Source organism: Streptomyces sp. NPDC046859, assembly GCF_040645135.1.
Taxonomy (GTDB): Bacteria; Actinomycetota; Actinomycetes; order Streptomycetales; family Streptomycetaceae; genus Streptomyces.
This window is the reverse complement of the sequence record NZ_JBEYXR010000009.1, coordinates 165,618-188,828: the sequence shown is the minus strand read 5'-3', so window position 1 is coordinate 188,828 and position 23,211 is coordinate 165,618. Positions and strand designations below refer to the sequence as shown.

The following is a 23,211-nucleotide window of genomic DNA, read 5'->3' as shown; positions in this document are numbered from 1 at the left end:
GATGGCGCACGCACCCGTACTCCACTCGGAGTGGCTCAAGATCCGTACGCTGCGGTCCCTGCCGGCCGCTCTGGTCGCGCTGTTCGCGGTGACCACGGCGTTCTCCGCGCTCGCGGGGGCCGACACGGGCGACGACCCGGGCTCCGACCCGCTGTTCACGGCGCTGTTCGGGGTCCTGCCCGGTCAGATCGCCGCCGTCTCCTTCGGCGCCCTGGCCATGGCGGCCGAGTACCACGGGGGAGCCCTGCGGGTGTCGCTGGCCGCGGTCCCGCAGCGCGGGCGCTGGTACGCCGCGAAGCTGACGGCCGTCGCCGTGCCGGTCCTTCTCACCGGCCTCGTGACCGCCGCGACGGCGCTCGCCGCGGCCCGCGCGGACGGCCTGACCGGCTCGGAGCAGGCGCGCGCGATCATCGGATGCGGCCTCTACCTCATGCTCATGGCCCTGTTCGCGGCCGGTCTGACCGCCGTGTTCCGCAGCGGCGCGACCACCCTCTCCCTCCTGATCCCGTTCGTCCTCGTGGTGTCGTTCGTCGTCGGCGACTCGGTGGGCACCGTGGCCGACTTCCTCCCGGACAAGGCGGGACAGACCGTCCTCCACCGGACGTACGACGGCTCCCTCGGACCGTGGTCCGGGCTCGCGGTGACCGCGCTGTGGGCGGCCGCCGCGCTCCTCGCGGGGGCGTGGAGCGTGCGGCGCAGGGATACCTGACGGCACGCCAATTGTCAGTGGGGGCGGCGATACTGCACCCCATGGACGTCGTGAAGGACCTGGCCCTGACCGACTCGTTGTGCGCACGGGAGTTCCCCGCCGAACGCGACGGGGCGGGCCCCGCGCCGGGCGGCCCCGGCTACTTCCTGGTGGTGCTCGGGGCCGTCGGCGACGGCACGGCCGCCGATCTGTACGCCCACGAGGCCGCGCTCATAGAGCGGTTCGAGGCGCGCTGGGGGGAGGGGGCGCGCTGGGGGAGCGTGACGCTGCTGGAGCGCGGAGCCCGAGGGGAGGAGATACCCGAGCCCTGGGCCGAGCTCGGCACCCGCGCGGACGACCTGCGGACCTGGCGGGCGCCGGGCACCGGCCGCTGGGTCGGCCTCGCCGTCGCCGACCGGGACCCGGAGGCGGACCCCGAACTCCTGCTGTTGGTGACCGACAGGGACCCGCCCTGACGGATCAGTCCTCCGCAGCCACCCGCAGCCGGGCGAACTCCTCCGCCATCGTCGCCGCCGTCCAGTGCGCGTTCAGCCCGCTCGGGTTGGGCAGCACCCACACCCGCGTCCCCCCGATCGTCCGCTCCTGCGGACCCACCCGCGCCCCGCGGTCGTCGAACGCCGCCCGGTAGGCGGTCACCCCGACGACGGCCAGCCAGCGCGGCCGCAGCCGCTCCACCTTGGCGGCCAGCAGGCGGCCGCCCTCGCGGTACTCCTCGGCGCTCAGCTCGTCGGCCCGCGCCGTCGCCCGCGCCACGACGTTCGTGATGCCGAGCCCGTACGACGGCAACTCCCCCTGCTCCGACGGCTTCAGCAGGCGCGGCGTGAAACCGGACAGGTGCAGGACCGGCCAGAAGCGGTTGCCGGGGCGGGCGAAGTGGTGGCCGGTCGCGGCCGTCATCAGACCGGGGTTGATACCGCAGAACAGCACGCGCAGGCCGTCCGCGACCACGTCGGGGACGAGGCGGTCGCGGGCGGCCTCCAACTGCTCGGCGGTGAAGCGCGGCATGCCGTGCGCCACGTCAGAGGATCGCGCCGGGCGTGTAGCCCGCGGCCTCCGGCCGCTGCTTCACGATCTCCTCGATCCGGCCCACGACCACACCGACCTGCGCGGCGGCGGCGCCGGTGAACGACAGCTTGTCGGCCATCAGCGCGTCCAGCGCCGCCCGGTCCAGCGGGATGCGCTCGTCGGCGGCCAGCTTGCCGAGCAGTTCGTTGCGTTCGGCGCCCTGCTCCCGCATTGCCAGCGCCGAGGCGACGGCGTGCTCCTTGATCGCCTCGTGCGCGACCTCACGGCCCACGCCCGCGCGCACGGCGCCCATCAGCACCTTGGTGGTGGCGAGGAACGGCAGGTAGCGGTCCAGTTCGCGGGCGACGACGGCCGGGAAGGCGCCGAACTCGTCGAGGACCGTCAGGAACGTCTCCAGCAGGCCGTCCAGCGCGAAGAAGGCGTCCGGCAGGGCGACCCGGCGGACCACCGAGCAGGACACGTCGCCCTCGTTCCACTGGTCGCCCGCCAGCTCGCCGGTCATCGAGGCGTAGCCGCGCAGGATCACCATCAGGCCGTTGACCCGCTCACAGGACCGGGTGTTCATCTTGTGCGGCATCGCGGAGGAGCCGACCTGGCCCGGCTTGAAGCCCTCGGTCACCAGCTCGTGCCCGGCCATCAGCCGGATCGTCTTGGCCAGCGAGGACGGCGCCCCGGCCAGCTGCACCAGCGCGGTCACCACCTCGTAGTCCAGCGAGCGGGGGTAGACCTGGCCGACCGACGTGAACGCCTGCGAGAAGCCCAGGTGCGCGGCGATCCGGTCCTCCAGCTCCGCGAGCTTCACCGCGTCCCCGCCGAGCAGGTCGAGCATGTCCTGAGCGGTGCCCACCGGACCCTTGATGCCACGCAGCGGGTAGCGGCCCAGCAGCTCCTCGACCCGGCCGTACGCCACGAGGAGCTCGTCCGCGGCGGTCGCGAAGCGCTTGCCGAGGGTGGTCGCCTGGGCGGCGACGTTGTGGGAGCGGCCGGCCATGACCAGCTCGGCGTACTCACCGGCCAGCTTGCCGAGACGGGCCAGCACGGCCACCGTCCGGTCGCGCATCAGCTCCAGCGAGAGGCGGATCTGCAGCTGCTCGACGTTCTCCGTGAGGTCACGGGAGGTCATGCCCTTGTGCACGTGCTCGTGCCCGGCGAGCGCGTTGAACTCCTCGATCCGCGCCTTCACGTCGTGCCGGGTGACCTTCTCGCGCTCGGCGATGGACGCCAGGTCCACGGTGTCGAGGACACGCTCGTAGTCGGCGATCGCCTCGTCCGGCACCTCGATGCCGAGGTCCTTCTGGGCCCGCAGCACGGCGAGCCAGAGCTGACGCTCCAGCTTCACCTTGTGCTCGGGGGACCAGAGCGTGGCGAGCTCGGTGGAGGCGTAGCGTCCGGCGAGGACGTTCGGGATGCGGGGCTTGGGGGGCGCAGAAGTCACGTGCACGGAGTTTACCCGGCGCCCTCCGGGCCCCGGGCGCCGCTCCGGCCGGGCACCCCAGGTCAGGGGCGCGACCCCGGGTGCCGGTTCCCGGCGGGCGGCCGTGGCGGGTCGATCGGGTGAATTCCCCGCCGGTGCCCGCGTCCCGGTTTCCCGGGGCCTTCACAACTCGTTCATAGTCTGCAGGTCGTGGCGAGTTCGCAGCTGCGCGTCACCTTTGCCACGACGTCTCGAATTCCGGCGAGCGATGAATTCGTGTCGATGACCGACGTCGGCTTCCCATTCCGTCCGAAAGAAAGACAACGAGAATGCGACAGGCTCTGACCAGGGGATTGATCGTGGCCGCCGCCGCGACGAGCGCCCTGTCCCTGTACGGCACCAGCGCGTCCGCGGCCCCCCGTGTACCGGGCACCGTGGTGAAATCCGCCGTCGTCCTGCCGGGTCACGCGAAAGCGCCGGACCCGGACGGGCTGCATCAGCTGGACGGCAAACTCGGCGCGATGGACGAGCAGCTCGACGGCGTGGACAAGAGGATCGACGAGCTGGAACTGCCGGGCGCCACCCCGGAGGCCACCCCCTCCGGCCAGGGCACCGGCTCCTACGGCTCCGACGAGCCGTCCAGCGCGAGCTACGGCTCCGACGAGCCGTCCAGCGCGAGCTACGGCACGGACGAGCCGAGCGGCTACGGCTCCGACAAGCCGTCCGACGAAGGCCACGGCTACGGCTACGGCGACGAGCCGTCCGAGCCCACCGGCCACGGAAACGGCTACGGGTACGGCTACGGCTACGGCTACGGCTACGGCGAGGAGCCCGACAAGACGGACGAGCCCAGCGGGCACGGGCACGGCTACGGGTACGGCGACGAGCCCGGCACCCCCGAGCCCACCCCCACCCGGCCCGGCCCCACGCCCCACGAGCCCGGACCGGCGCCCTCGCAGGCGCCGCCCGCCGGGCCGGACCGGCCGCACCTGCCCGAGACCGGCATCGGAGGCGTCGTCGGAGGCATCGCGGTCAGCGGCGCACTGCTGATCGCCGGCACCGTGCTGTACCGGCGCAGCCGATCCGCGTCGCGCGGCTGGTCGCGCGGCTAGAGGAGTGACGCCCCTGCCTCGACCCGGCGGGGGCGTCATCACGCACCGCTGTCCTACGCGCCCGGCCCGTCGTAGGGCAGCAGCTCGGGGCGCTTCGCCGGCCGTCCGTCGCCCGAGGACCGTCCGGTCAGGCGCCGCCCGATCCAGGGCAGCAGGTGCTGACGCGCGAAACGGACGTCCATGACCCGTCGCGCCACCCAGCGCGGCGGGACCGCGGCCGGCAGCGGCGTACGCCACTCGGTGTCGGCCGGGTCGTAGCCGAGCGCCTGCCACACGGCCTCCGCGACCCGGCGGTGCCCTTCTGCCGTCAGGTGCAGCCGGTCCACGTCCCACAACCGCGGGTCGCCCAGCGACGGCGCCCCGTACAGGTCGACGACGATCGCGCCGTGGCGCTCCGCCAGCTGGTCCACGCAGGCGAACAGCTCCTCCATGCGGGGCCGGAACCGCTCCAGGACCGGCCCCTGCCGCCCCGGGCTGCGCATCAGCACCAGCTGCCGGCAGGCCGGCGCCAGCTTCTCCACGGCCTCCTCGAGCAGGCCGCGCACCCGGCCCATGTCGCACTTGGGCCGCAGGGTGTCGTTGAGCCCGCCGACGAGGGTGATCACGTCGGCGCCCATCGCGGCGGCCACGTCGACCTGCTCGTCGACGATCTGCCCGATCAGCTTTCCGCGCACGGCGAGGTTCGCGTACCGGAAGCCGGGGGTCTGGGCGGCCATCCGGCCGGCGAGGAGGTCGGCCCAGCCCCGGTACGAACCGTCCGGGAGAAGGTCCGACATGCCCTCGGTGAAGGAGTCGCCGACGGCGACCAGGCTGCTGTGAGTGGGATTCGTCTGCATGGCGACGGAAATGGTATCCCGAGCTCCATACCCAGCGGTCGGTCGGCCCGGGAACCACTCTCCGGCCTCGTCAGGCGCGCTGTCCGAACAGCTCCCGCAGCACGTCCTCCATCGTCACCAGCCCGGCGAGCCGCCCGTCGCCGCCGAGGACGGCCGCGAGGTGCGTACGGCTGCCCCGCATCGCGGTGAGCACGTCGTCCAGCGGTGTGCTCTCCCGGACGCGCGCGATGGGCCGCATGTCCCGGATCTGGAACGGCACGTCCCGCGGGGAGGCGTCGAGCGCGTCCTTGACATGGAGATAGCCGACGATTCGGCGGCCCGAGTCGACCACCGGGAAGCGCGAGAAGCCCGACTGCGCCGACAGCCTCTCCAGCTCCTCCGGTGTGATGCCCACGTGCGCGTAGACGACCCGCTCCAGCGGAAGCGCCACGTCGCGTACGGGCCGGCGGCCCAGCTCCAGCGCGTCGTGCAGACGCTCGCGCGCCCGCTCGTCGATGAGACCGGCCTCACCCGAGTCCCGCACCATCCGGGCCAGCTCGGAGTCCGAGAAGGTCGCGGTGACCTCGTCCTTGGTCTCCACGCGCAGCAGCCGCAGCAGCGTGTTGGCGAACGCGTTGATCGTGAAGATCACCGGCCGCAGCGCACGGGACAGCGTGACCAGCGGCGGACCCAGCAGCAGGGCGCTGCGCACCGGCTCGGCCAGGGCGATGTTCTTCGGCACCATCTCGCCGAGGAGCATGTGCAGATAGGTGGCCAGCGTCAGCGCGATCACGAAGGAGACCGCGTGTCCGGCGCCCTCGGGGACGCCCACCGCGTGGAACACGGGCTCCAGCAGATGTGCGATGGCCGGCTCCGCGACGATGCCGAGCACCAGGGTGCACAGAGTGATGCCGAGCTGCGCCGCGGCCAGCAGCGCGGACACGTGCTGCAGCCCCCACATCACGCTCTTGGCGCGGCGGTCCCCTCGCTCGGCGTAGGGCTCGATCTGGGAGCGGCGCACCGAGATCAGGGCGAACTCGGCGCCCACGAAGAAGGCGTTGACGACCAGCGTCAGCAGGCCGATGAACAGCTGTACGGCGGTCATCGCCCGTCCTCCTGCGTCTCGTGCTCCGCCGGTTCGTCGAGCGGGGCGTGCAACAGCACCCGCGCGGCCCTGCGGCCCGCGGCGTCCACCACCTGCAGCCGCCACCCGGCGACCTCGACCTCGTCGCCGACGGCCGGGATCCGGCCGAGCTCGGTGGCGATGAGACCGGCCAGGGTCTCGTAGGGGCCCTCGGGCGCCTTCAGGCCCACGCGCGCGAGCTGGTCGATGCGCGTCGAGCCGTCGGCCGAGTACAGCGCCCGTCCCAGTTCGTCGGTGCCGGCGGGGGCGATGTCGGGCGTCTCGTGCGGGTCGTGCTCGTCGCGGACCTCGCCGACGACCTCCTCGACGATGTCCTCCAGCGTGGCCACGCCCGCGGTGCCGCCGTACTCGTCGATGACCACGGCCATGGTGCGCTTGCCGGAGAGACGGTCGAGGAGCCGGTCCACGGTGAGGGTGGTCGGGACCAGCAGCGGCTCGCGCATCAGCTCGGACACCGGGGTGCGCGGCCGTTCCTCGGCGGGCACCGCGATGATGTCCTTGATGTGGGCGGTACCCACCACCGAGTCGAGGTTGCCCCGGTAGATCGGGAAGCGGGAGAGGCCCGTCGCGCGGGTCGCGTTCGCCACGTCCTCGCAGGTGGCCTGGACGTCGAGGGCGACGACCTGCACGCGCGGGGTCATCACGTTCTCCGCCGTCAGGTCGGCGAGGTTCAGCGTCCGCACGAAGAGTTCGGCGGTGTCCGCCTCCAGGGCACCTTCCCGGGCGGAGTGCCGGGCCAGCGCGGCCAGCTCCTGGGGGCCGCGCGCGGCGGCCAGCTCCTCGGTCGGCTCGACACCGAACCAGCGCACTATGCGGTTCGCCGTGTTGTTCAGGTGGGTGATGAAGGGGCGGAAGGCCGCGCTGAACCAGCGCTGGGCGTTGCCCACGCGTTTGGCGACGGCCAGGGGGGAGGAGATCGCCCAGTTCTTGGGGACGAGTTCACCGACGACCATCAGGACGACCGTCGACAGGGCTGTGCCGATGACCAGCGCGATCGAGCTCGCCACCGAGCGGGAGATGCCCATCGACTGCAGCGGGCCCGCGAGCAGGGCGGCGATGGACGGTTCGGCGAGCATGCCGACGACCAGGTTGGTGACGGTGATGCCGAGCTGCGCGCCGGAGAGCTGGAAGGTCAGGTTCCGTACGGCCTTGAGGGCGCCCGCGGCGCCGCGCTCGCCGCGCTCCGCGGCCCGCTCCAGCTCGCCGCGCTCGACGGTCGTCAGGGAGAACTCGGCCGCGACGAACGCGCCGCACGCCAGCGACAGCAGGATCGCCACCAGAAGGAGGAGCACTTCGGTCATCGGGTCACCTCCGTCCCATGGTCGGACGGGGAGGGAACATACGCGCGATGTCTACAACTGGGAGGCTCGCCCATGGGCGGAGGCTCACACCTTTCACTGGAGGACCGAAGTGACGCTCCAATAGTAAAGGATCGGCAAAAGCGGTCAGGCCGCGAGGTGCTTGACCCACCGCCGCCATTCGTCCTCGGGCGTGTACCCCGCTGCGCGCCAGGCATGATGCGCACGCGTGTTCCGTTCCAGGACCATCGCGTCGCCGCGGCGGCCGCCGAGCCGTACGAACCGCTCCTCGGCGGCGGCCAGCAGCGCCGAGCCGATCCCCTGACGGCGCCGGTCCGGGTGCACCGCCAGCCGGTACAGATGGCAGCGCCAGCCGTCGAAGCCCGCGATCGCCGTGCCGACCAGCTCGCCGTCCAGCTCGGCCAGGACCAGCGCCTCGGGGTCGCGGGCGACGAGCCGCTCGACGCCGTCCCGGTCGTCGCTGATGCTGGTGCCCTCGGCGGCCGTCTTCCAGAAGGCCAGCACGGCGTCCAGATCGCGGGCGGTGGCGGGACGCGTACGAAGATCACTCATGCTCCGATCCCACCACCGGGGCCGGAGCGCCGCACGGGATTCCGCCATACGGACGCCCGGGCCCCGGGCCGTCACTCGTGCGCGATGGCCGCCAGCACGTTCATGCGCGAGGCGCGCAGCGCGGGCAGCAGCGCCGCCACGACCCCCACCACCGCCGAGCCGATCACCACGGCGACGATCGTGCCCCACGGGATCGCCAGCGCCGTCATGCCCTGCAGGGCCAGCACCTGCTGCGCGCACACGCCCCACACCAGGCCCAGCCCGAGCCCGAGGACGGCGCCGAACACGGCGATCACCACCGACTCCAGCCGGATCATCCGGCGCAGCTGGCGCCGGGCCAGCCCGATGGCCCGCAGCAGCCCGATCTCCCGGGTCCGCTCCACCACCGACAGGGCGAGCGTGTTGACCACGCCGAGCACCGCGATGACGATCGCGAGACCCAGCAGGGCGTACACCAGGTAGAGCAGCACGGCGATCTGGTCGTGCACCAGCTCCTTGTAGTCGGCGACGTCCCGGACCTGCACCTGGGGATACGGCTCGAGAGTCCCCTCCAGAGCGGCCCGCAGCGCGTCCGCGTCCGTGCCGGGGGCGGCGTTCACGTACACGGCCGCGTCCTGGCCGCCCGGCGCGTACTTCTCCAGCGTGGCCAGGCCGAGGAAGACGCCCCCCTGCGCGCCGAAGCCGTCGACGGAGTCCTGGTCGGTGAGGGCCCCGACCGTCAGCCTGGCCCGGCGGCCGTCCTGGAACTCGACGGACAGCGCGCTGCCGACCCGCACCCCGTGGTCCTGGGCGAAGTCGCGGTCCATCCCGAGGTGCCCGTCCGCGAGCGCCGCCGCGGAGTCCCCGCGCGCGTAGGTGAGATGGGCGACCTCGTCGAGTTCGGGCTCGTACCCGGCGGCGGTGGTCCGCACCCGGTCCCCGTCGGGCAGGCGCAGCGCGATCGTCGTGAGCTGCGAGCGGACGACCAGCCCGGCGCCCTCGGTCGCCTGGATCCGGTCGGCGATCTCCCGGGGGAAGGGGACGAAGTTGCCGTCCTGCACCACGAAGTCGGCCCCGAGGGTCTTGTCGATCTGCTGGTCGAACGACGTCGACATCGAGGCGCTCGCCACCGACATCCCGCCGACCAGGGCCAGGCCCACCATCAGCGCGGCCGCGGTGGCACCCGTGCGGCGCGGGTTGCGCAGCGCGTTGCGCTGGCTCATCCGGCCGACCGGCCCGAACAGCACCGGGAAGGCGCCGCCGAGCACCCGGATGACGGGACGCACCAGCAGCGGGCCCGCGACGACCGTGGCGACGAGAGTGAGCAGCACGCCGGCGCCGAGCAGGGACGCGGCCGTGGACGTCCGCGAGGACACGGCGGCGCCCGCGAGCGCGGCCGCTCCCACCGCCCCGACGGCCGACCCCGCCACCGCGCGCAGCCGCAGCGGGCGTCCGACGTCCGCGATCTCCGCGTCCGCGAGGGCCGCCATCGGGGACACCCTGGCCGCCCGGCGCGCCGGAAGGTAGGCCGCGACGAAGGTGACGCCCAGTCCGACGACGTAGGCGGCGACCGGTGTGCCCCAGCCGATCACCATCTCGCCGGTCCTGATGCGCATGCCCAGCAGGCCCATCAGCTCGATGAGCCCGACGGCCAGGCCGATGCCGGCCGCCAGCCCCGCCGTCGAGCCGACGAGTCCCAGCAGCAGTGCCTCGGTGAGGACCGAGCGGCGCACCTGGCGGCGGTCCGCGCCCAGCGCGCGCAGCAGCCCCAGCTCACGGGTGCGCTGGGCGATCAGCATGGAGAACGTGTTGACGATCAGGAACACGCCGACCAGGACGGCGACCGCGGCGAAGCCGAGCATGACGTACTTGATGACGTCGAGGAACGTGCCCAGCTGCTCGACGTCCGACTTGGCCTGCTCGTCGGCGGTCCGCAGATCGTAGGCCGCGGCATCGGCCCCCAGGGCCTCGGCCGCCCGCCGCTCGACCTCCGCGTCGGTGACGCCGTCGGCCGCGTCGAGCGTGATGCCGGTGGCCTTGTCCGCGTCGCCGAGCAGTCTCGTCCGCGCGGTGGCCGAGTCGAGGAAGACCAGCGCGGCACCGGGGTTGGTGGTGGTGAAGGTGGCGATGCCGACGACGTGGACCGGGAAGGAGCCCTGCGGTCCGACGACGGTGAGCCGGTCCCCGATGCGCACGTCCGCCCGGTCCGCGGTGTCCGCGTCGAGCAGCGCCTGCCCGCCGCCCGTGGGGGCGTGCCCGGAGGTGAGCTCGACCGGGCTGCGCTCGGTCGGGTTCCAGACGGCGGCCAGCGTCGGCGCGCCCGTGGTCGGGCTCACCCGCCGGCGGTCCGCGTCGACGACGGTGATGCCGTCCACGTCGACCTCCGCCCGGGCCGCCGCGACACCGTCCACCCGGGCGAGGCGCCCGGCCAGCGCGGCCGGCAGGGTCGGTGTGCGCCCGGAGGAGATCGTCTCGTCGAACGACTCCTTGGGGGTGACGGTGACGTCCGCGGCCGTCGAGGCGAACAGGCGGTCGAAGGTGCGGCCGACGGTGTCCGAGAAGATGAGGCTGCCGACGACGAACGCCACCGACAGGAGCACCGCCAGGGCGGACAGCGCGAGCCGTCCCTTGTGGGCGAGGAAGCTCCTGAGTGTCGCCTTGATCACCGGTCAGCCCTTCCCGAGCGCCGGGCCCTCCCCGGCCTCTACGCCCGGGGCGCGCCCGCCGTCCTCGAAGGCCCCGCGGATCACGTCGAAGCGTTTCATCCGTTCCAGCACGGCCTCCGCCGTGGGGCGCCGCATCTCGTCGACGATCCGCCCGTCCCCGAGGAACAGCACCAGATCGGCGTGGGCGGCGGCCCCCGGATCGTGGGTGACCATGACGACCGTCTGCCCCAGCCGGTCGACGGCCTCGCGCAGGAACCCGAGCACCTCCAGGCCGGCCCGCGAGTCCAGGTTGCCCGTGGGCTCGTCGGCGAAGATCAGCTCCGGCCGGGAGGCGAGCGCGCGGGCGCAGGCGACGCGCTGCTGCTGGCCGCCGGACAGCTGGGAGGGGCGGTGCCGCAGCCGGTCGCGCAGCCCGAGCGTGTCGACGACCTGGGCCAGCCACGCCTCGTCGGGCCGGCGGCCCGCGATGTCCATGGGCAGGGTGATGTTCTCCGCCGCGGTCAGCGTCGGGATGAGGTTGAAAGACTGGAACATGAACCCGATCCGGTCCCGCCGCAGCCGGGTCAGCTCACGGTCCTTCAGCCCCGTGATCTCGGTGTCGCCGAGCCAGACCCGTCCTGCCGAGACGTCGTCCAGACCGGCCAGGCAGTGCATCAGCGTGGACTTCCCCGACCCCGAGGGCCCCATCACCGCCGTGAACCGGCCGCGCGCGATGTCCACGTCCACCGCGTCGAGGGCGAGCACGGCGGTCTCGCCGGAGCCGTACGCCTTGGTCAGCCCGCGGGCGCGGGCCGCCACTCCTTCGGCCGGCGCGGGACCGGGGACGTACTCCGCAGTTGCTGTGGACAAGGCCGCCTCCTCACGGGACGCCACGGCGGCCGCCGGGACGCCGCCCTTCTCGGTGCCGCCGAGCCTAATGTGATCCACCCCACACCGGGTATCCTCCTGCGGTGCCGCGCCGCCTCCGACCCAGGTGGGGGACCCGGGACCGGTGTAAGGGGCACCCGCTGCCGCCGGGAGGACGCTTGCCGTGCTAGCGCCCGCGCGCTAGCTTCGAAGTATGGCGAAGACCCAGCTGAACGTGAGAGTGGACGAGGGCACGGCCCGCGCCGCCCGCGAACGCGCCCTGGCCCGCGGGATGAGCGTGAACCGCTACATCGAGGAGCTCGTCCGCCAGGACACCGGCGAGGTCGGCCACACCTTCGTGGAGGCGGCGGCCGACTTCATGAAGCAGTACGAGTCGGTCTTCGCCGAGGAGTTCGGCACCGACCGCGAGGGCCCGCGCGAAGGGCGCCACTGATCCGTTGAGCCCGCTGACCATCGATCTCGCCTGGCTGCTCATGGTTGCCGAGAAGCGCACACCGGGCGACCCCCGGGTCACCGACTGGGGCGCCCTCGTCGCCGCCGTCGCCCGTCATCAGGCCGAGATATTCGACGTCCCCGTCTACGGCAGCCCTCAGGCCCGTGCCGCCTCCCTGCTGCAACTGCTCATGCACGTCCCCGCGTTGGAGCGCTCGAACGCGATGTTCGCCGCCGCGGTCGCCTACGCCTACCTCGTGGCCAGCGGCCTCAAGGTCGTCACCTCGCCCGAACAGGTCCGCGACCTCGCCCGCCTGGTGCACAGCGGCGAGGCGTCCGTGCAGGACATCGCGCGGGAACTGGAGAGCTGGAGCCTGTGAGCGCCCTACCGGCCGGGTGACGTCCCACCCTCGGCCGCCCGCCACGCCGTGCCCAGCACGCAGTACGACGACGGCAGGGCCGGTCCCTTCTCCGGGACCATCACCCGCCGGTACGGGCCGAGTTCGAGACCCGCGTCCCGCAGCGCCGCCACCGGGTCGCGCGAGACATGGCAGCCGCCGCTGACCAGCGGCCACACCGTACGGTCCAGCACGCGCTGGGTGCGGAGCATCACCGGCCCGCCGCCCCGGCCGTGCTCGAAGAACCGCACGCTCCCGCCGGGCCGCAGCACCCGGCGCACCTCGGACAGTGCCCGCGGCACGTCCCGCACACTGCACAGCACCAGCGACAGCACCACCGCGTCGAAGCCCTCGCTCTTGACCGGCAGCGCCTCCGCCGTGCCCGGCGCCACGTCCACGGGCACCTCGGCGCGCAGCGCGGCCTCCACCGCCAACCGCCGCAGCGTCCGCTCCGGTTCGATGGCGACCACCTCGGAGACCGTGGCCGGGTAGTGCGCGAAGTTCAGGCCGTTGCCCGCGCCGATCTCCAGCACCCGGCCCGACAGCCCGCCCAGCAGCCGCTCCCGGATCCGGGCCATGCCCATCCGGCTCTCGGCGCCGAGGCTCACCTTGGCGTAGCAGCGGGCGAACACCGGGTGGTGCACGGCGTCGCGTGGGCGGGCGCCCGCACGGGCGGATCGCAGGGCCATGGGACCTCCCGGGCAGTACGGGACTCACTCCCGATTCTCCCCCGAACGACGCGGACGCACCCCCGCCGCGCGCAACAGCCCCCCGCGACGCCTCAGTGCGCCGTCCGCTCCCGGAACCCGTCCGCGTCCCACCGGCCGAACAGCCGGGGCGCCAGCCAGTCCGGAGCGGCCGCCCGGAACCCGGCGGGCGGCAGCCCGCCCGCACCCGCGGGCACCGCGCCCAGCAGCGGCGCCCCCGCGACCTCAGGGAGATCCGCCACGTTGCAGCGGGACGCCAGGTCCGGTTCGCCGGGCCAGCTGCCGATCACCACACCCAGCGGGTCGAGCCGCCGGCGCCGCAGCTCACGGGCCGTCAGCTCCGTCGTGTTGAGGGTGCCGAGACCGGCCGACGCCACCACCAGGACGGGGGCCGCCATCAGCTCGGCCGCGTCCGCCAGGGTGCCGCCCGCCTCGTCGAAGCGGACGAGCAGCCCGCCGGCCCCCTCCACCAGCACCAGGTCGTGCTCGGCGGCCAGCTTCGCGGCGGCCTCGGCGACCTCCGCGGGACGGACAGGCGCCCGGCCCGCCCGCCGCGCGGCCGTCGCCGGGGCCAACGGGTCGGGATAGCGGGCGATTTCGGCCGTGGTCACCTGACCGGCGAGCCGTGCCACCTCGGCCGCGTCCCCGTCCTCGTCCGGGCCCACGCCCGTCTGCGCGGCCTTGAGCACCGCGACCGTACGGCCCGAGGCCAGCGCCGCCGCGGCCACCGCCGCGGTCGTGACCGTCTTGCCGACCTCCGTGCCCGTGCCCGTGACCACCAGTACCGGCATCTCAGCCCTCTCGTGCGGCCGCGCACACCGCGCGGGCGATCCGTGCGACGTCGGCGTCGCCCGTGACGTACGGCGGCATCGTGTAGACCAGGTCGCGGAACGGCCGCAGCCACACTCCCTCGCGCACGGCGGCCGCCGTCGCCGCCCCCATGTCCACCTCGTGGTCCAGTTGGACCACACCGATCGCGCCGAGGACCCGTACGTCCTTGACGCCCGGCAGATCCGCCGCGGGCGCCAGACCGGACCGCAGCCCCGCCTCGATCCGCCCGACCTCGGCCCGCCAGTCCTGGCCCAGCAGCAGCTCGATCGACGCGCAGGCGACCGCGGCCGCCAGCGGGTTGCCCATGAAGGTCGGGCCGTGGGCGAGCACCGGCACCTCGCCGCGCGAGATGCCGTCGGCGACGCGTGCCGTGCACAGCGTCGCCGCCATCGTGAGATAGCCGCCGGTCAGCGCCTTGCCGACACACATCACGTCCGGGGTCACCGCCGCGTGCTCCGCCGCGAACAGGGCGCCCGTGCGCCCGAAGCCGGTCGCGATCTCGTCGAACACGAGCAGGACGCCGTGCGCGTCGCACGCCTCCCGCAGCACCCGCAGATACGCCGGGGAGTGGAACCGCATCCCGCCGGCGCCCTGCACCACCGGCTCGACGATCACCGCCGCCAGCTCGTCCGCGTGCCGCTCGATCAGCGACCGCAGCCGTTCGGCGTACGCCTCGTCGTACTCGGCCGGCGGCGCGTCGGCGAACACCTGGCGCGGGAGCACACCCGCCCACAGCTCGTGCATCCCGCCCTCGGGGTCGCACACCGACATCGGCTGCCAGGTGTCGCCGTGATAGCCGCCGCGCCAGGTCAGCAGCCGCCGCTTGCCGGGCCGTCCCAGCGAACGCCAGTACTGCAGGCACATCTTGACCGCGACCTCGACCGACACCGAGCCGGAGTCGGCCAGGAAGACGTGCTCCAAGCCGTCGGGCGACATGTCGACAAGGAGCTTCGCCAGCCGTACGGCGGGCTCGTGCGTGAGCCCGCCGAACATGACGTGGCTCATTCGCCCGAGTTGCTCGTGCGCCGCCTCGTTGAGGACCGGGTGGTTGTAGCCGTGGATGGCCGACCACCACGACGACATGCCGTCGACCAGCTCGCCCGAGCCGTCGGCGAGCCGCAGCCGCACCCCGCTCGCCGACTCCACGACGAGCGGTTCGGCGCGGCCCGGCATCGGGCCGTACGGATGCCAGACGTGCCGCCGGTCGAGGTCCAGCAGCTCGGGCACGCCCAGGCCGGGCAGCTCAGGCATTGGGCGCGAGGTCCGTTCCGGCGCCCCGCCGGCGGACGGCGACCAGGTCGGTGCGCGGCTCGGCGGCCGGCGCGGGAGCGGCCGTACCGGGAGCGGACGTACCGCACACCCCGCCGTCCGCGTGCGAACTGCACCCGGCGCTCTCGTGGGACCCGCAGCCCGCGCTTCCCTGCGATCCGCAGCCGCCCCCGGCCGCGGTCGCCCGGTGCTCCGGCAGGGTCACCTGGTCGGCGCCCTCCACCTCGAAGCCGGCGTCCGCGATCATGTCCAGGTCGGCCTGGCCGGCCTGGCCCTCACTGGTGAGGTAGTCGCCGAGGAAGATCGAGTTGGCCAGGTGCAGCGCGAGGGGCTGCAGGGTGCGCAGGTGCACCTCACGGCCGCCGGCGATGCGCACCTCGACGTCCGGGCACACGAACCGGACCATCGCGAGGATCCGCAGACAGCGCTGCGGGGTGAGGTTCCACTCCTTGGCCAGCGGGGTCCCCTCGAACGGGATCAGGAAGTTGACCGGCACCGAGTCCGGGTCCAGCTCACGCAGCGCGTAGACGACGTCGACCAGGTCCTCGTCGCTCTCGCCCATGCCCGCGATCAGCCCGGAGCAGGCGGACAGACCGGCCGCGTGCGCCTTGTTCACCGTGTCCACCCGGTCGGCGTACGTGTGGGTGCTCGTGATCTCCCCGTACGTGGACTCCGAGGTGTTGAGGTTGTGGTTGTAGGCGTCCGCGCCGGCCTCGCGCAGCCGCTCGGCCTGCCCGTCCGAGAGGAGCCCGAGGCAGGCGCACACCTCGACGCCGTCGTTCTGGTCCTTGATGGCCTTGATGGTCTCGGAGACCCGGTCCACGTCACGGTCGGTCGGGCCGCGCCCGGACGCCACCAGGCACACCCGCTTGGCGCCACCCGCCAAACCGGCGGCCGCGGCCTGGGACGCCTCGTCCGGCTTCAGCCAGGTGTACTTGAGGATGCCGGCGGTGGAGCCGAGCCGCTGCGAACAGTACGAGCAGTCCTCCGGGCACAGGCCCGACTTGAGGTTGACCAGATAGTTCAGCTTCACCCTCCGGCCGAACCACTTCCGGCGCACCTTGCCGGCCGCGGCCACCACGTCGAGCAGGTCGTCGTCGGAAGTGGCGAGAACGGCGAGTGCTTCCTCGCGGGTCGGCAGCTCGCGCCGAAGCCCCTTGTCCACCAGCGTGTTCAGCAGGTCCATGGGAGGTGATCCTGACGTACGGAGGGGGCCCGAGCCAAGGTGAGTTTGCACAACCCTGTCGATTCGATGTGTGGGTATTGCCACACCGTGGGCGGCGGTCCCGGCCGCTAGTGTCTGTGCACTGCCTACAAAAGCCCGGAGGAGCCATGGCGTTCGGCTGGATCGACGAACAGGCGGACCAGCGCCGCCGCGCCGGCCTGGTACGGACCCTGCGCCCCCGCCCCGCCGACTCCCCGCTCCTCGACCTCGCGAGCAACGACTACCTGGGCCTGGCCCGGCACCCCGAGGTGGTCGAGGGCGCGGCGCGCGCCGCGCGGACGTGGGGCGGCGGCGCGACCGGCTCCCGGCTCGTCACCGGTACGACGGAACTGCACGCCGAGCTGGAGCAGGAACTGGCCGCCTTCTGCGGCTTCGAGGCGGCGCTCGTCTTCTCGTCCGGCTACGCGGCCAACCTCGCCGCCGTCACCGCGCTGGCACCGCACGGCTCGCTGATCGTCTCCGACGCGGGCAACCACGCCTCGCTCATCGACGGCTGCCGGCTGGCCCGCGGCACCACCCAGGTCGCCGCGCACGCCGACCCGGACGCCGTGCGCAAGGCGCTGCGCACGCACGACGGCCCCGCGGTGGTCGTCTCCGACACCGTCTTCTCGGTCGACGGCGACGCCGCCCCGCTGGCCGCCTACGCCGAGGCGTGCCGGGAGCACGGTGCCGGGCTGGTCGTGGACGACGCGCACGGCCTCGGCGTCCTCGGGGACGGCGGCCGGGGCGCTCCGCGCGCGGCCGGTCTCGCGGGCGCGGGGGACGTCGTCGTGACCGTCACGCTGTCCAAGTCGCTCGGCAGCCAGGGCGGTGCCGTGCTGGGCCCGGCCCGGGTGATCGACCACCTGGTCAACGCCGCCCGGACGTTCATCTTCGACACGGGGCTGGCCCCCGCGCCGGCGGGTGCCGCCCTGGCGGCCCTGCGGCTGCTGCGCCGTGAGCCGGAACGGGCGGCGCGGGCCCGCGCGGTGGCGGGCGAGCTGCACACCCGGCTGACGGCCGCGGGTCTGGAGGCGGTGCGTCCGGACGCCGCGGTCGTCTCCGTACGGGCGCCGTCCCCGGAGGGGGCCGTGCGGTGGGCGGCCGAGTGCCGTGCGGCGGGTCTCGCCGTGGGCTGCTTCCGTCCGCCTTCCGTACCGGACGGCATCTCACGGCTGCGGCTGACCGCCCGCGCGGACCTCTCCGAGGGACAGATCGAACGCGCTGTACGGGTCATCGGTACGACACGACCATGAGTCGGCGTGACACGGCCGGGCGGCACCGGAGCGGGCAGAAGTGATCAGGAACGATCAGGTCTGGAGCGCGGCCGTGAAACCCGACCAGCTCTCGAGGGAGAAGAGCAGCGCGGGTCCTGCCGGGTCCTTCGAGTCGCGCACGGCCAGCAGCCCGGTCCAGGGACCGGAGTGCGGCCGGGCCGTCTCGACGCAGTTGTTCGCGCCCGTGCTGTAGCTGCTGCGCAGCCAACGGGCGTCCGCCAGTTCGGTGCTCGACCTGAGGTTCCGAGGCAGTGCGGTCATGGTGCCTCCTTACGCGCCGCCACCTATCGCGGCGATGTGATCCAGCGATTCCTCGGGTGAAAGGGCGTGGAGCCGAAGGGTGTCGAAGGCCTCCGTGTAGGCCCGGAGGTCTTCTTTCCGTTCGAGATAGAGGCTACTCGTCAAGTGGTCGAGAACCACCACGTCCAGATCAGAAGTGCTCGAAAATGAGAAGATAACGAAAGGTCCGGTGATGCCGACATGCTCACCGGCCGTGAACGGCAGGACTTGCAGGCTCACTTGGGGCAGCCGCGCCGCCTCCAGCAGGCGCTCCATCTGGCGCCGCATCACCTCGGGGCCGCCGACCTCCCGGCGCAGCACCGCCTCGTCCAGCACGGCGCTGAGCCGCAGCGGTGGATCGGCCCGCAGCACCTCCTGCCGGGCCAGCCGGACCGCGACCAGCGCGTCGAGCCGGTCGTCGGCGCCGTCGTCCGTCCCGCCCGTCGCCGCCCGGGTCACCGCCCGCGCGTACTCGGGCGTCTGCAGCAGCCCCGGCACCACGGAGGTCTCCAGGGTGCGCATCGCGCTCGCCTGGGACTCCAGGCTGATGAAGTCCCGGTAGGTCGGCGGCAGGACCCCGCGGTAGGCGTGCCACCAGTGGTGCCGACCCGCCGCGTCGGAACCGGCCAGCGCCAGCAGCACCTCCCGCAGCCGGGCGTCCCGTACGCCGTAGGCGTCGAGCAGTAATCGCACATCGGCCGGTTTCACCCCGCTGGCGCCCGTCTCGATACGGCTCACCTTGGACTGGTGCCAGCCCACCAGGCGGGCCGCCTCACCACTGGTGAGCCCGGTCCCGGTGCGCAACGCACGCAGTTCCGCGCCCAGTTTCCGGCGGCGTACCGCCGGGCCGTGCTGCATGGGCAACTCCTTACTCCGACCGGGCCGCCCAAATACGGTCTGCCGTCGCAGAGTTCACCGCTTCGAGCGACAGATATATGCATATCTTGGTGGATCGGCACCCGTGACCGTCGCGGTGGTGGCAGTCTGGCGGCGAAGCACCAGTCCGGGACCGTACTCGAACCCTCCGCTCCGTGTCGGACTGCGGTCCCGTCGGAAAGGGACGACGTCGCCATGGCAGACCATCTGGAAGCATCCGTCACTCTGCCGAGCGATCCCGCCTCGGTCTCCGCGGCCCGGTCCTACGTCATCACCACGCTCGCCGAGTGGGGGCTGCCATCGGACACGGACGCGGCGGAGACCATCCGGCTCATCGTCTCCGAACTGACCACCAACGCCGTCCAGCACACCCTCGGGCAGTCGCCCACCTTCACGGTGGACCTCGAACTCGACCGCGACGAGCAGCTGCGCATCGGGGTGACCGACAGCCATCCGCGGTTCCCCAAACGGCTGCCGGCCGCCGTCCAGCAGGACAACGGCCGGGGCATGGTGATCATCCGCTGGCTGACCGCCGAGTGCGGCGGCCGAATGCAGGTGTGGCCGACCCGCGAGGGCGGCAAGACGGTCTCCATCGAGCTGCCGTGGACCGTACCGGCCTCGCCGGTCGCGGTCGCGACGCCGCAGGAGCCGTAGGAGCGCCGCGTGGCGCCGCAGGAGGCGCCGCGCGGCGCGTTCCGCCCCCGCCGGCCCCGGGAGGCCCCGGAGGCGCCGGAGGGCCCGGCCCGTGCCGGACGCCCTCCGCGCTCCGGGAGGGCGCCGGCGGGGGTGGGGGCGCCGTGGGCGCCCCGCGGGGTCACTTCACCCGGCCGTACCAGACGCTCCTCGTCCAGATCTTCTGCAGCCTGACCACGTCACCGCTCTTGGGGGAGTGCCAGATCTTGCCCTTACCGGCGTAGATGCCCACGTGGTAGACGTACGACCCCGAGTGGAAGAACACCAGGTCACCGGCCTTGCGATGCGAGGCGGAGATGTGGCGGGTCTTGTTGTACTGCTGGGCCGCCGTGCGGGGCAGCTTCTTGCCGGCCTTCTTGAACGAGTACAGCGTGAGCCCGGAGCAGTCGAACCGGTTCGGGCCGGTGGCGCCCCACTTGTACGGCGACCCCTTCTTCGAGGCGGCGATCCGAAGTGCCTTCGTCGCCGGTGTGGCGGCCTCCGCCTCCGAGGTGAGACCGGGCGCCACGATCGAGCCGCCCACCGCGGCGAGAGTGAGGGCCGAGGCCGTACCGGCCCTGGCCATGAGCGACGGGACACGATTGAGCGCAGTCATGCGCAACCCTTCGTCAGCCGCCTGTGAAGGATGACCTGTCGGATTCGGGCTGGCGAAGTTGCCCGGCCGCGTCGCGGCTTCACCCCAAGGGTTGCTCGATTCGAACGAACGTCCGTACCGGCGACCCGTCTTGCTCGGGTCCTCCACTCCTGCCGATCCACTCCTGTCGACCGGTCATCCGGGCGGCGGCAGGACTCGGCGTCCGCCCCGATCGCCCCGCCGCTGCGGCGGGGGCTTGTCGTCAGTCAGGGATCTTGGCGCACGGAAGAACGAAAATCCCAACGGAACCGGGGATTTGTGGTGTTACTCACCACTCACCCGTTCGGGTGGACGCTACTGCGTTCGAGGAAGTGGCCAGGTGCCCGACGAGCCCCGGACCAGCGGCGGAAGGCTCAAATCCGGCTGTGTGTCCCGCCCGTGACGCAAGCCGTACGAGCGCACGGAAGGAGTACGGAATACGCCGACGGGGGGTACGCCATTCGGTCCGTTTCGGCGTGGCGGCAGACGCGCGGCGGCGGGCCGCGGGTCCGGATCGCGGCTGTGGCGCCGTCAACTGTCGGAGCGCGGCGGCAGCGTGACGCGAGCCGTGCGGCGCTCCCCGTCCAGGACGCGCAGCGCACGCTCCAGCGTGCGGGCGTGCCGCTCCGTCTCGCCCCGACGGCGCGTCGGCGCCGGCGCGTCCCGGAGCGCGACCGCCTTGCCGACGAGCGCCCGGGCGGCGCGCAGGCCCCGGTAGATGTCGCCGTCCTTCGCCGGGTCGATACGGCCCAGCAGGTCCACGACCTCCAGGTGACGGTCGATCGGCTCCGCCTCCGCGCGCGTCGGCGCGGGAGGGGGCGGCAACTCGGGGTGGGCATCCTCCGGTCACCGCCCCTCGTCCGGGCGGTCGCGGCCGCGCGGTCCACCGGCCGGTACCACAGCGCCTCCTGGGCGTCGAAACACGGCCTCGCGCTCGGGATCGGCGGCCACCTGGGGGCGCGGCCGCGCAGGTCCGCGAGGTCGCGTCCGCTCCCCGCACACCAACGCTTCGGCCGCACGGCGGAGCACCGGGGGCCGAAGCCCACCTGAGGCCCCGGGTGGCCCCCCGGCGTGAAGGTCGGGCTGGGTCGCCCCCTGCCGCCTGTCGCGTCTCGGACGCGTCGAGGCCGTGCACCCCCGTCCGCTGCAGCGGGGGCGCACGGCCGGTTCGGTGGTTCCGCCGGCGCGGGCGGGGTCAGCCGGCGGGGGCGGGCCGGCGGGCCGGGGCAGGGCTCCTCGTGGTCGCGTTCGCCTTGAGGCGGGCGCCCAGCAGGACCGCGCCGAGGCCCAGTGCGGCCCACCAGGTCAGGGTGAGGGCGGGGCCGGCCGACGCGGCACCGTCGAAGAAGGACACCGAACGCAGCAGGGTCGTGCCCGCGCCCGGCGGCAGCCACTGGCCGATCGTCCCGACCGGCTCCGGCAGCATCCGCGGTGCCGACGACGCCCCGGAGAACGGGTTGCCGATGAGCATGACGGTGGCGGCCATCAGACCTGTGCCGGCCGGTCCGAGGAGGGCGCCGAGCCCGGCGACGGCGGCGCTGACGGCAAGGGTCATCAGGGTGAGCACCCCGCTCTCCGCCCACCAGTCACCCGTGAGGACACCCAGCCAGCTGTGCGCCAGCGTGGCCGCGAGCAGGCCGGTCAGGGCGGCCGTGCCCACGAGGGCGCCCGCGGCGCCCAGGCCGCGCAGCCCCAGCAGGGTGACCGCGGCACCCGCCGCGATGCCCGCGAGGGCGAGCGGCAGCACGCTGGAGCCCAGCGCCGCCCCGCGCGGGTCCTGATCGGGCGCCGGTACCACGTCGACGGTCTCCACCCGCGTCCCCTCGGCGGCCGCCTGCCCGGCCACCGCCTGCTGCAGCAGCTGGGCCACGGCCGGGCTCGCGGCGGACGCGGTCAGCAGTCGGGGGCCCTGGGGTGTCACGACGACCGCGCCGTACACGTCCCGGTCCTCGATGGCGTCGCGGGCGGCCGGCTCGTCGGCGTAGCGGTGCACCTCGAACGCGCCGTCGCGGGCGGACAGCTGCCGCTCCACCTGCGTCACGGCCGATGCGGGCCCTGCCACCCCGAGCGGGAGGTCGCGCGGCGCGGTGCGGGCGGCCGGCCAGGCGAACGCCCACAGGGCGAGGGCGGCCAGCACGGGGACGAGCACGACCACCGCGACCAGGCGCCGGGATGCGGCCTTCCTGGGCGGTGTGGCGGACGGCGAGGACATGGGATCTCCCGTGAATCTAAAAAGAAGGATCGTTCGTTTTTGGAGTTCCACCGTGCTCGCGGCGACCGGTGCTTGTCAAGAAGGAATGTTCGTTTTACGTTGAGGGCATGGCCCGCGTATCCCAGGAACACCTCGACGCGCGCCGCCGCCAGATCCTCGACGGCGCCGCGCTCTGCTTCGCCCGCAACGGCTTCCACGCCACCTCGATGCAGGACGTGCTCAAGGAGGTCGACCTCTCGGCGGGGGCCGTCTACCGCTACTTCACGGGCAAGGAGGAGCTGATCGGCGCGATCGTCGCCGAGGTGCTCGGCTCGGTCCGCGCGGCGTTCGAGGAGGCCGCGCGGCAGAGCCCGCCCCCACCGCCGGACGAGCTCCTCGCCCACGTCCTCGGCCGCACCCTCGCCGAGCGCGCGTCCCTGGTCGTCGACGGCAGGCCCGCCTTCCCCCGGCTCGTCATCCAGGTGTGGACGGAGACCCTGCGCAACGACGAGCTGGCCGCCGTCCTGCGGGAGGGCTACGGCTCGGTGCGCGGCGCCTGGGCGCGGATCGTCGAGGGCTACCAGGACGCCGGGATGATGCGGACGGACGTGGACCCGGACCACGTAGCCCGCACGATGATCGCCTCCGTGCTCGGCTTCATCGCCCAGCAGTCCCTGTTCGGACCCGCGCCCGTCGAGGTCCTGCAGCAGGGGCTGCGCGCCCTGATGAGCATGCGGGACGACGGCCCGGCCCCGGCCGGCCCCGCGCGGGGTTAACGCGCCCGAAACGCGGCCCAACTAGCCTGCCCACCCACGCCACCGGGCCCTCGCCCGACGGC

25 protein-coding genes and 1 riboswitch are annotated in these 23,211 nt (G+C 73.4%); of the genes, 8 read left to right on the top strand and 17 right to left on the bottom strand.

Features of this window, described 5'->3' with window-relative positions:
* The first annotated feature begins 1 nt into the window (after window position 1).
* Window positions 2–709, top strand: a complete 708-nt coding sequence (locus ABZ899_RS16505) for an ABC transporter permease (RefSeq protein WP_361346122.1) — start codon at window positions 2–4, stop codon at window positions 707–709.
* A gap of 41 nt (window positions 710–750) precedes the next feature.
* Window positions 751–1,164, top strand: coding sequence for a hypothetical protein (locus ABZ899_RS16500; RefSeq protein ID WP_361346120.1), 414 nt, complete (start codon window positions 751–753; stop codon window positions 1,162–1,164).
* Window positions 1,165–1,168: 4 nt separating this feature from the next.
* Here ABZ899_RS16500 and mug read toward each other — a convergent pair whose 3' ends face one another.
* Both mug and purB read right to left on the bottom strand, forming a co-directional pair.
* Window positions 1,169–1,714 carry a G/U mismatch-specific DNA glycosylase gene (gene mug, locus ABZ899_RS16495; RefSeq protein WP_361346118.1) on the bottom strand — a complete coding sequence of 182 codons (546 nt, stop codon included), beginning with the start codon at window positions 1,712–1,714 and terminating at the stop codon, window positions 1,169–1,171.
* 13 nt (window positions 1,715–1,727) lie between these two features.
* Window positions 1,728–3,170 carry an adenylosuccinate lyase gene (purB, locus tag ABZ899_RS16490; RefSeq protein ID WP_361346117.1) on the bottom strand — a complete coding sequence of 481 codons (1,443 nt, stop codon included), beginning with the start codon at window positions 3,168–3,170 and terminating at the stop codon, window positions 1,728–1,730.
* Window positions 3,171–3,478: 308 nt separating this feature from the next.
* Between purB and ABZ899_RS16485 the strand changes: the two genes are divergently transcribed.
* Window positions 3,479–4,261, top strand: coding sequence for a hypothetical protein (locus tag ABZ899_RS16485; protein ID WP_361346115.1), 783 nt, complete (start codon window positions 3,479–3,481; stop codon window positions 4,259–4,261).
* 53 nt (window positions 4,262–4,314) lie between these two features.
* On the opposite strand, the gene ABZ899_RS16480 is transcribed toward ABZ899_RS16485, so the two are convergent.
* The 6 genes from ABZ899_RS16480 to ABZ899_RS16455 all read right to left on the bottom strand — a co-directional run bounded on the left by ABZ899_RS16480 (window position 4,315) and on the right by ABZ899_RS16455 (window position 11,585).
* Complete coding sequence (locus ABZ899_RS16480) at window positions 4,315–5,097, bottom strand: SGNH/GDSL hydrolase family protein (protein ID WP_361346113.1); 783 nt, start codon at window positions 5,095–5,097, stop codon at window positions 4,315–4,317.
* 70 nt (window positions 5,098–5,167) lie between these two features.
* Entirely contained in the window at window positions 5,168–6,181 is a 1,014-nt protein-coding gene (locus ABZ899_RS16475; protein ID WP_361346111.1) for a hemolysin family protein, read from the bottom strand.
* Window positions 6,178–7,521 carry a hemolysin family protein gene (locus ABZ899_RS16470; RefSeq protein WP_361346109.1) on the bottom strand — a complete coding sequence of 448 codons (1,344 nt, stop codon included), beginning with the start codon at window positions 7,519–7,521 and terminating at the stop codon, window positions 6,178–6,180. Before ABZ899_RS16470 ends, ABZ899_RS16475 begins: the two co-directional genes overlap by 4 nt.
* 144 nt (window positions 7,522–7,665) lie before the next feature.
* On the bottom strand, window positions 7,666–8,091 hold the full coding sequence (locus ABZ899_RS16465; RefSeq protein ID WP_361346108.1) for a GNAT family N-acetyltransferase: 426 nt from the start codon (window positions 8,089–8,091) through the stop codon (window positions 7,666–7,668).
* A gap of 71 nt (window positions 8,092–8,162) precedes the next feature.
* Entirely contained in the window at window positions 8,163–10,736 is a 2,574-nt protein-coding gene (locus tag ABZ899_RS16460) for an ABC transporter permease (RefSeq protein WP_361346106.1), read from the bottom strand.
* A gap of 3 nt (window positions 10,737–10,739) precedes the next feature.
* Window positions 10,740–11,585 (bottom strand): ABC transporter ATP-binding protein, encoded by an 846-nt coding sequence (locus ABZ899_RS16455; protein WP_361346291.1) that lies wholly within the window; start codon window positions 11,583–11,585, stop codon window positions 10,740–10,742.
* A gap of 211 nt (window positions 11,586–11,796) precedes the next feature.
* Between ABZ899_RS16455 and ABZ899_RS16450 the strand changes: the two genes are divergently transcribed.
* Together ABZ899_RS16450 and ABZ899_RS16445 are read left to right on the top strand one after the other, a co-directional pair.
* Window positions 11,797–12,036, top strand: coding sequence for a hypothetical protein (locus tag ABZ899_RS16450; RefSeq protein WP_062668086.1), 240 nt, complete (start codon window positions 11,797–11,799; stop codon window positions 12,034–12,036).
* 4 nt (window positions 12,037–12,040) lie between these two features.
* A complete protein-coding gene (locus ABZ899_RS16445) occupies window positions 12,041–12,415 on the top strand; it encodes a fic family toxin-antitoxin system, toxin component (RefSeq protein WP_361346105.1) in 375 nt (124 codons plus the stop codon).
* A gap of 5 nt (window positions 12,416–12,420) precedes the next feature.
* On the opposite strand, the gene ABZ899_RS16440 is transcribed toward ABZ899_RS16445, so the two are convergent.
* From ABZ899_RS16440 to bioB, 4 genes are all read right to left on the bottom strand, one after another.
* A complete protein-coding gene (locus ABZ899_RS16440; protein WP_361346103.1) occupies window positions 12,421–13,122 on the bottom strand; it encodes a class I SAM-dependent methyltransferase in 702 nt (233 codons plus the stop codon).
* A gap of 92 nt (window positions 13,123–13,214) precedes the next feature.
* Window positions 13,215–13,931 carry a dethiobiotin synthase gene (gene bioD, locus ABZ899_RS16435; protein WP_361346101.1) on the bottom strand — a complete coding sequence of 239 codons (717 nt, stop codon included), beginning with the start codon at window positions 13,929–13,931 and terminating at the stop codon, window positions 13,215–13,217.
* Between the two features lies 1 nt (window position 13,932).
* Window positions 13,933–15,222, bottom strand: coding sequence for an adenosylmethionine--8-amino-7-oxononanoate transaminase (locus tag ABZ899_RS16430; RefSeq protein WP_361346099.1), 1,290 nt, complete (start codon window positions 15,220–15,222; stop codon window positions 13,933–13,935).
* Window positions 15,215–16,426: a biotin synthase BioB gene (gene bioB, locus ABZ899_RS16425; protein WP_361346097.1), complete on the bottom strand. Its 1,212-nt coding sequence runs from the start codon at window positions 16,424–16,426 to the stop codon at window positions 15,215–15,217. The genes ABZ899_RS16430 and bioB overlap by 8 nt, the downstream gene beginning before the upstream one ends.
* Before the next feature lie 146 nt (window positions 16,427–16,572).
* Here bioB and ABZ899_RS16420 point away from each other — a divergent pair, with 146 nt between their 5' ends.
* Window positions 16,573–17,700, top strand: coding sequence for an 8-amino-7-oxononanoate synthase (locus tag ABZ899_RS16420; RefSeq protein WP_361346095.1), 1,128 nt, complete (start codon window positions 16,573–16,575; stop codon window positions 17,698–17,700).
* 54 nt (window positions 17,701–17,754) lie between these two features.
* On the opposite strand, the gene ABZ899_RS16415 is transcribed toward ABZ899_RS16420, so the two are convergent.
* Together ABZ899_RS16415 and ABZ899_RS16410 are read right to left on the bottom strand one after the other, a co-directional pair.
* Window positions 17,755–17,982, bottom strand: a complete 228-nt coding sequence (locus ABZ899_RS16415) for a DUF397 domain-containing protein (protein ID WP_361346093.1) — start codon at window positions 17,980–17,982, stop codon at window positions 17,755–17,757.
* Between the two features lie 9 nt (window positions 17,983–17,991).
* Window positions 17,992–18,858, bottom strand: coding sequence for a helix-turn-helix transcriptional regulator (locus ABZ899_RS16410; protein WP_361346091.1), 867 nt, complete (start codon window positions 18,856–18,858; stop codon window positions 17,992–17,994).
* Between the two features lie 213 nt (window positions 18,859–19,071).
* Here ABZ899_RS16410 and ABZ899_RS16405 point away from each other — a divergent pair, with 213 nt between their 5' ends.
* Window positions 19,072–19,530 (top strand): ATP-binding protein, encoded by a 459-nt coding sequence (locus tag ABZ899_RS16405; RefSeq protein ID WP_361346089.1) that lies wholly within the window; start codon window positions 19,072–19,074, stop codon window positions 19,528–19,530.
* 160 nt (window positions 19,531–19,690) lie between these two features.
* Here ABZ899_RS16405 and ABZ899_RS16400 read toward each other — a convergent pair whose 3' ends face one another.
* The 3 genes from ABZ899_RS16400 to ABZ899_RS16390 form a co-directional block, all read right to left on the bottom strand.
* A complete protein-coding gene (locus ABZ899_RS16400) occupies window positions 19,691–20,164 on the bottom strand; it encodes a C40 family peptidase (RefSeq protein ID WP_361346087.1) in 474 nt (157 codons plus the stop codon).
* Between the two features lie 3 nt (window positions 20,165–20,167).
* Window positions 20,168–20,375: riboswitch (cyclic di-AMP (ydaO/yuaA leader) on the bottom strand.
* Window positions 20,376–20,713: 338 nt separating this feature from the next.
* A complete protein-coding gene (locus ABZ899_RS16395) occupies window positions 20,714–21,007 on the bottom strand; it encodes a hypothetical protein (protein ID WP_361346085.1) in 294 nt (97 codons plus the stop codon).
* 370 nt (window positions 21,008–21,377) lie between these two features.
* Window positions 21,378–22,394 carry an ABC transporter permease gene (locus ABZ899_RS16390; protein WP_361346083.1) on the bottom strand — a complete coding sequence of 339 codons (1,017 nt, stop codon included), beginning with the start codon at window positions 22,392–22,394 and terminating at the stop codon, window positions 21,378–21,380.
* Between the two features lie 107 nt (window positions 22,395–22,501).
* Here ABZ899_RS16390 and ABZ899_RS16385 point away from each other — a divergent pair, with 107 nt between their 5' ends.
* The gene (locus ABZ899_RS16385; protein ID WP_361346081.1) at window positions 22,502–23,149 is read left to right on the top strand and encodes a TetR/AcrR family transcriptional regulator; all 648 of its coding nucleotides are present in this window, start codon (window positions 22,502–22,504) and stop codon (window positions 23,147–23,149) included.
* The last annotated feature ends 62 nt before the right edge of the window (window positions 23,150–23,211 follow it).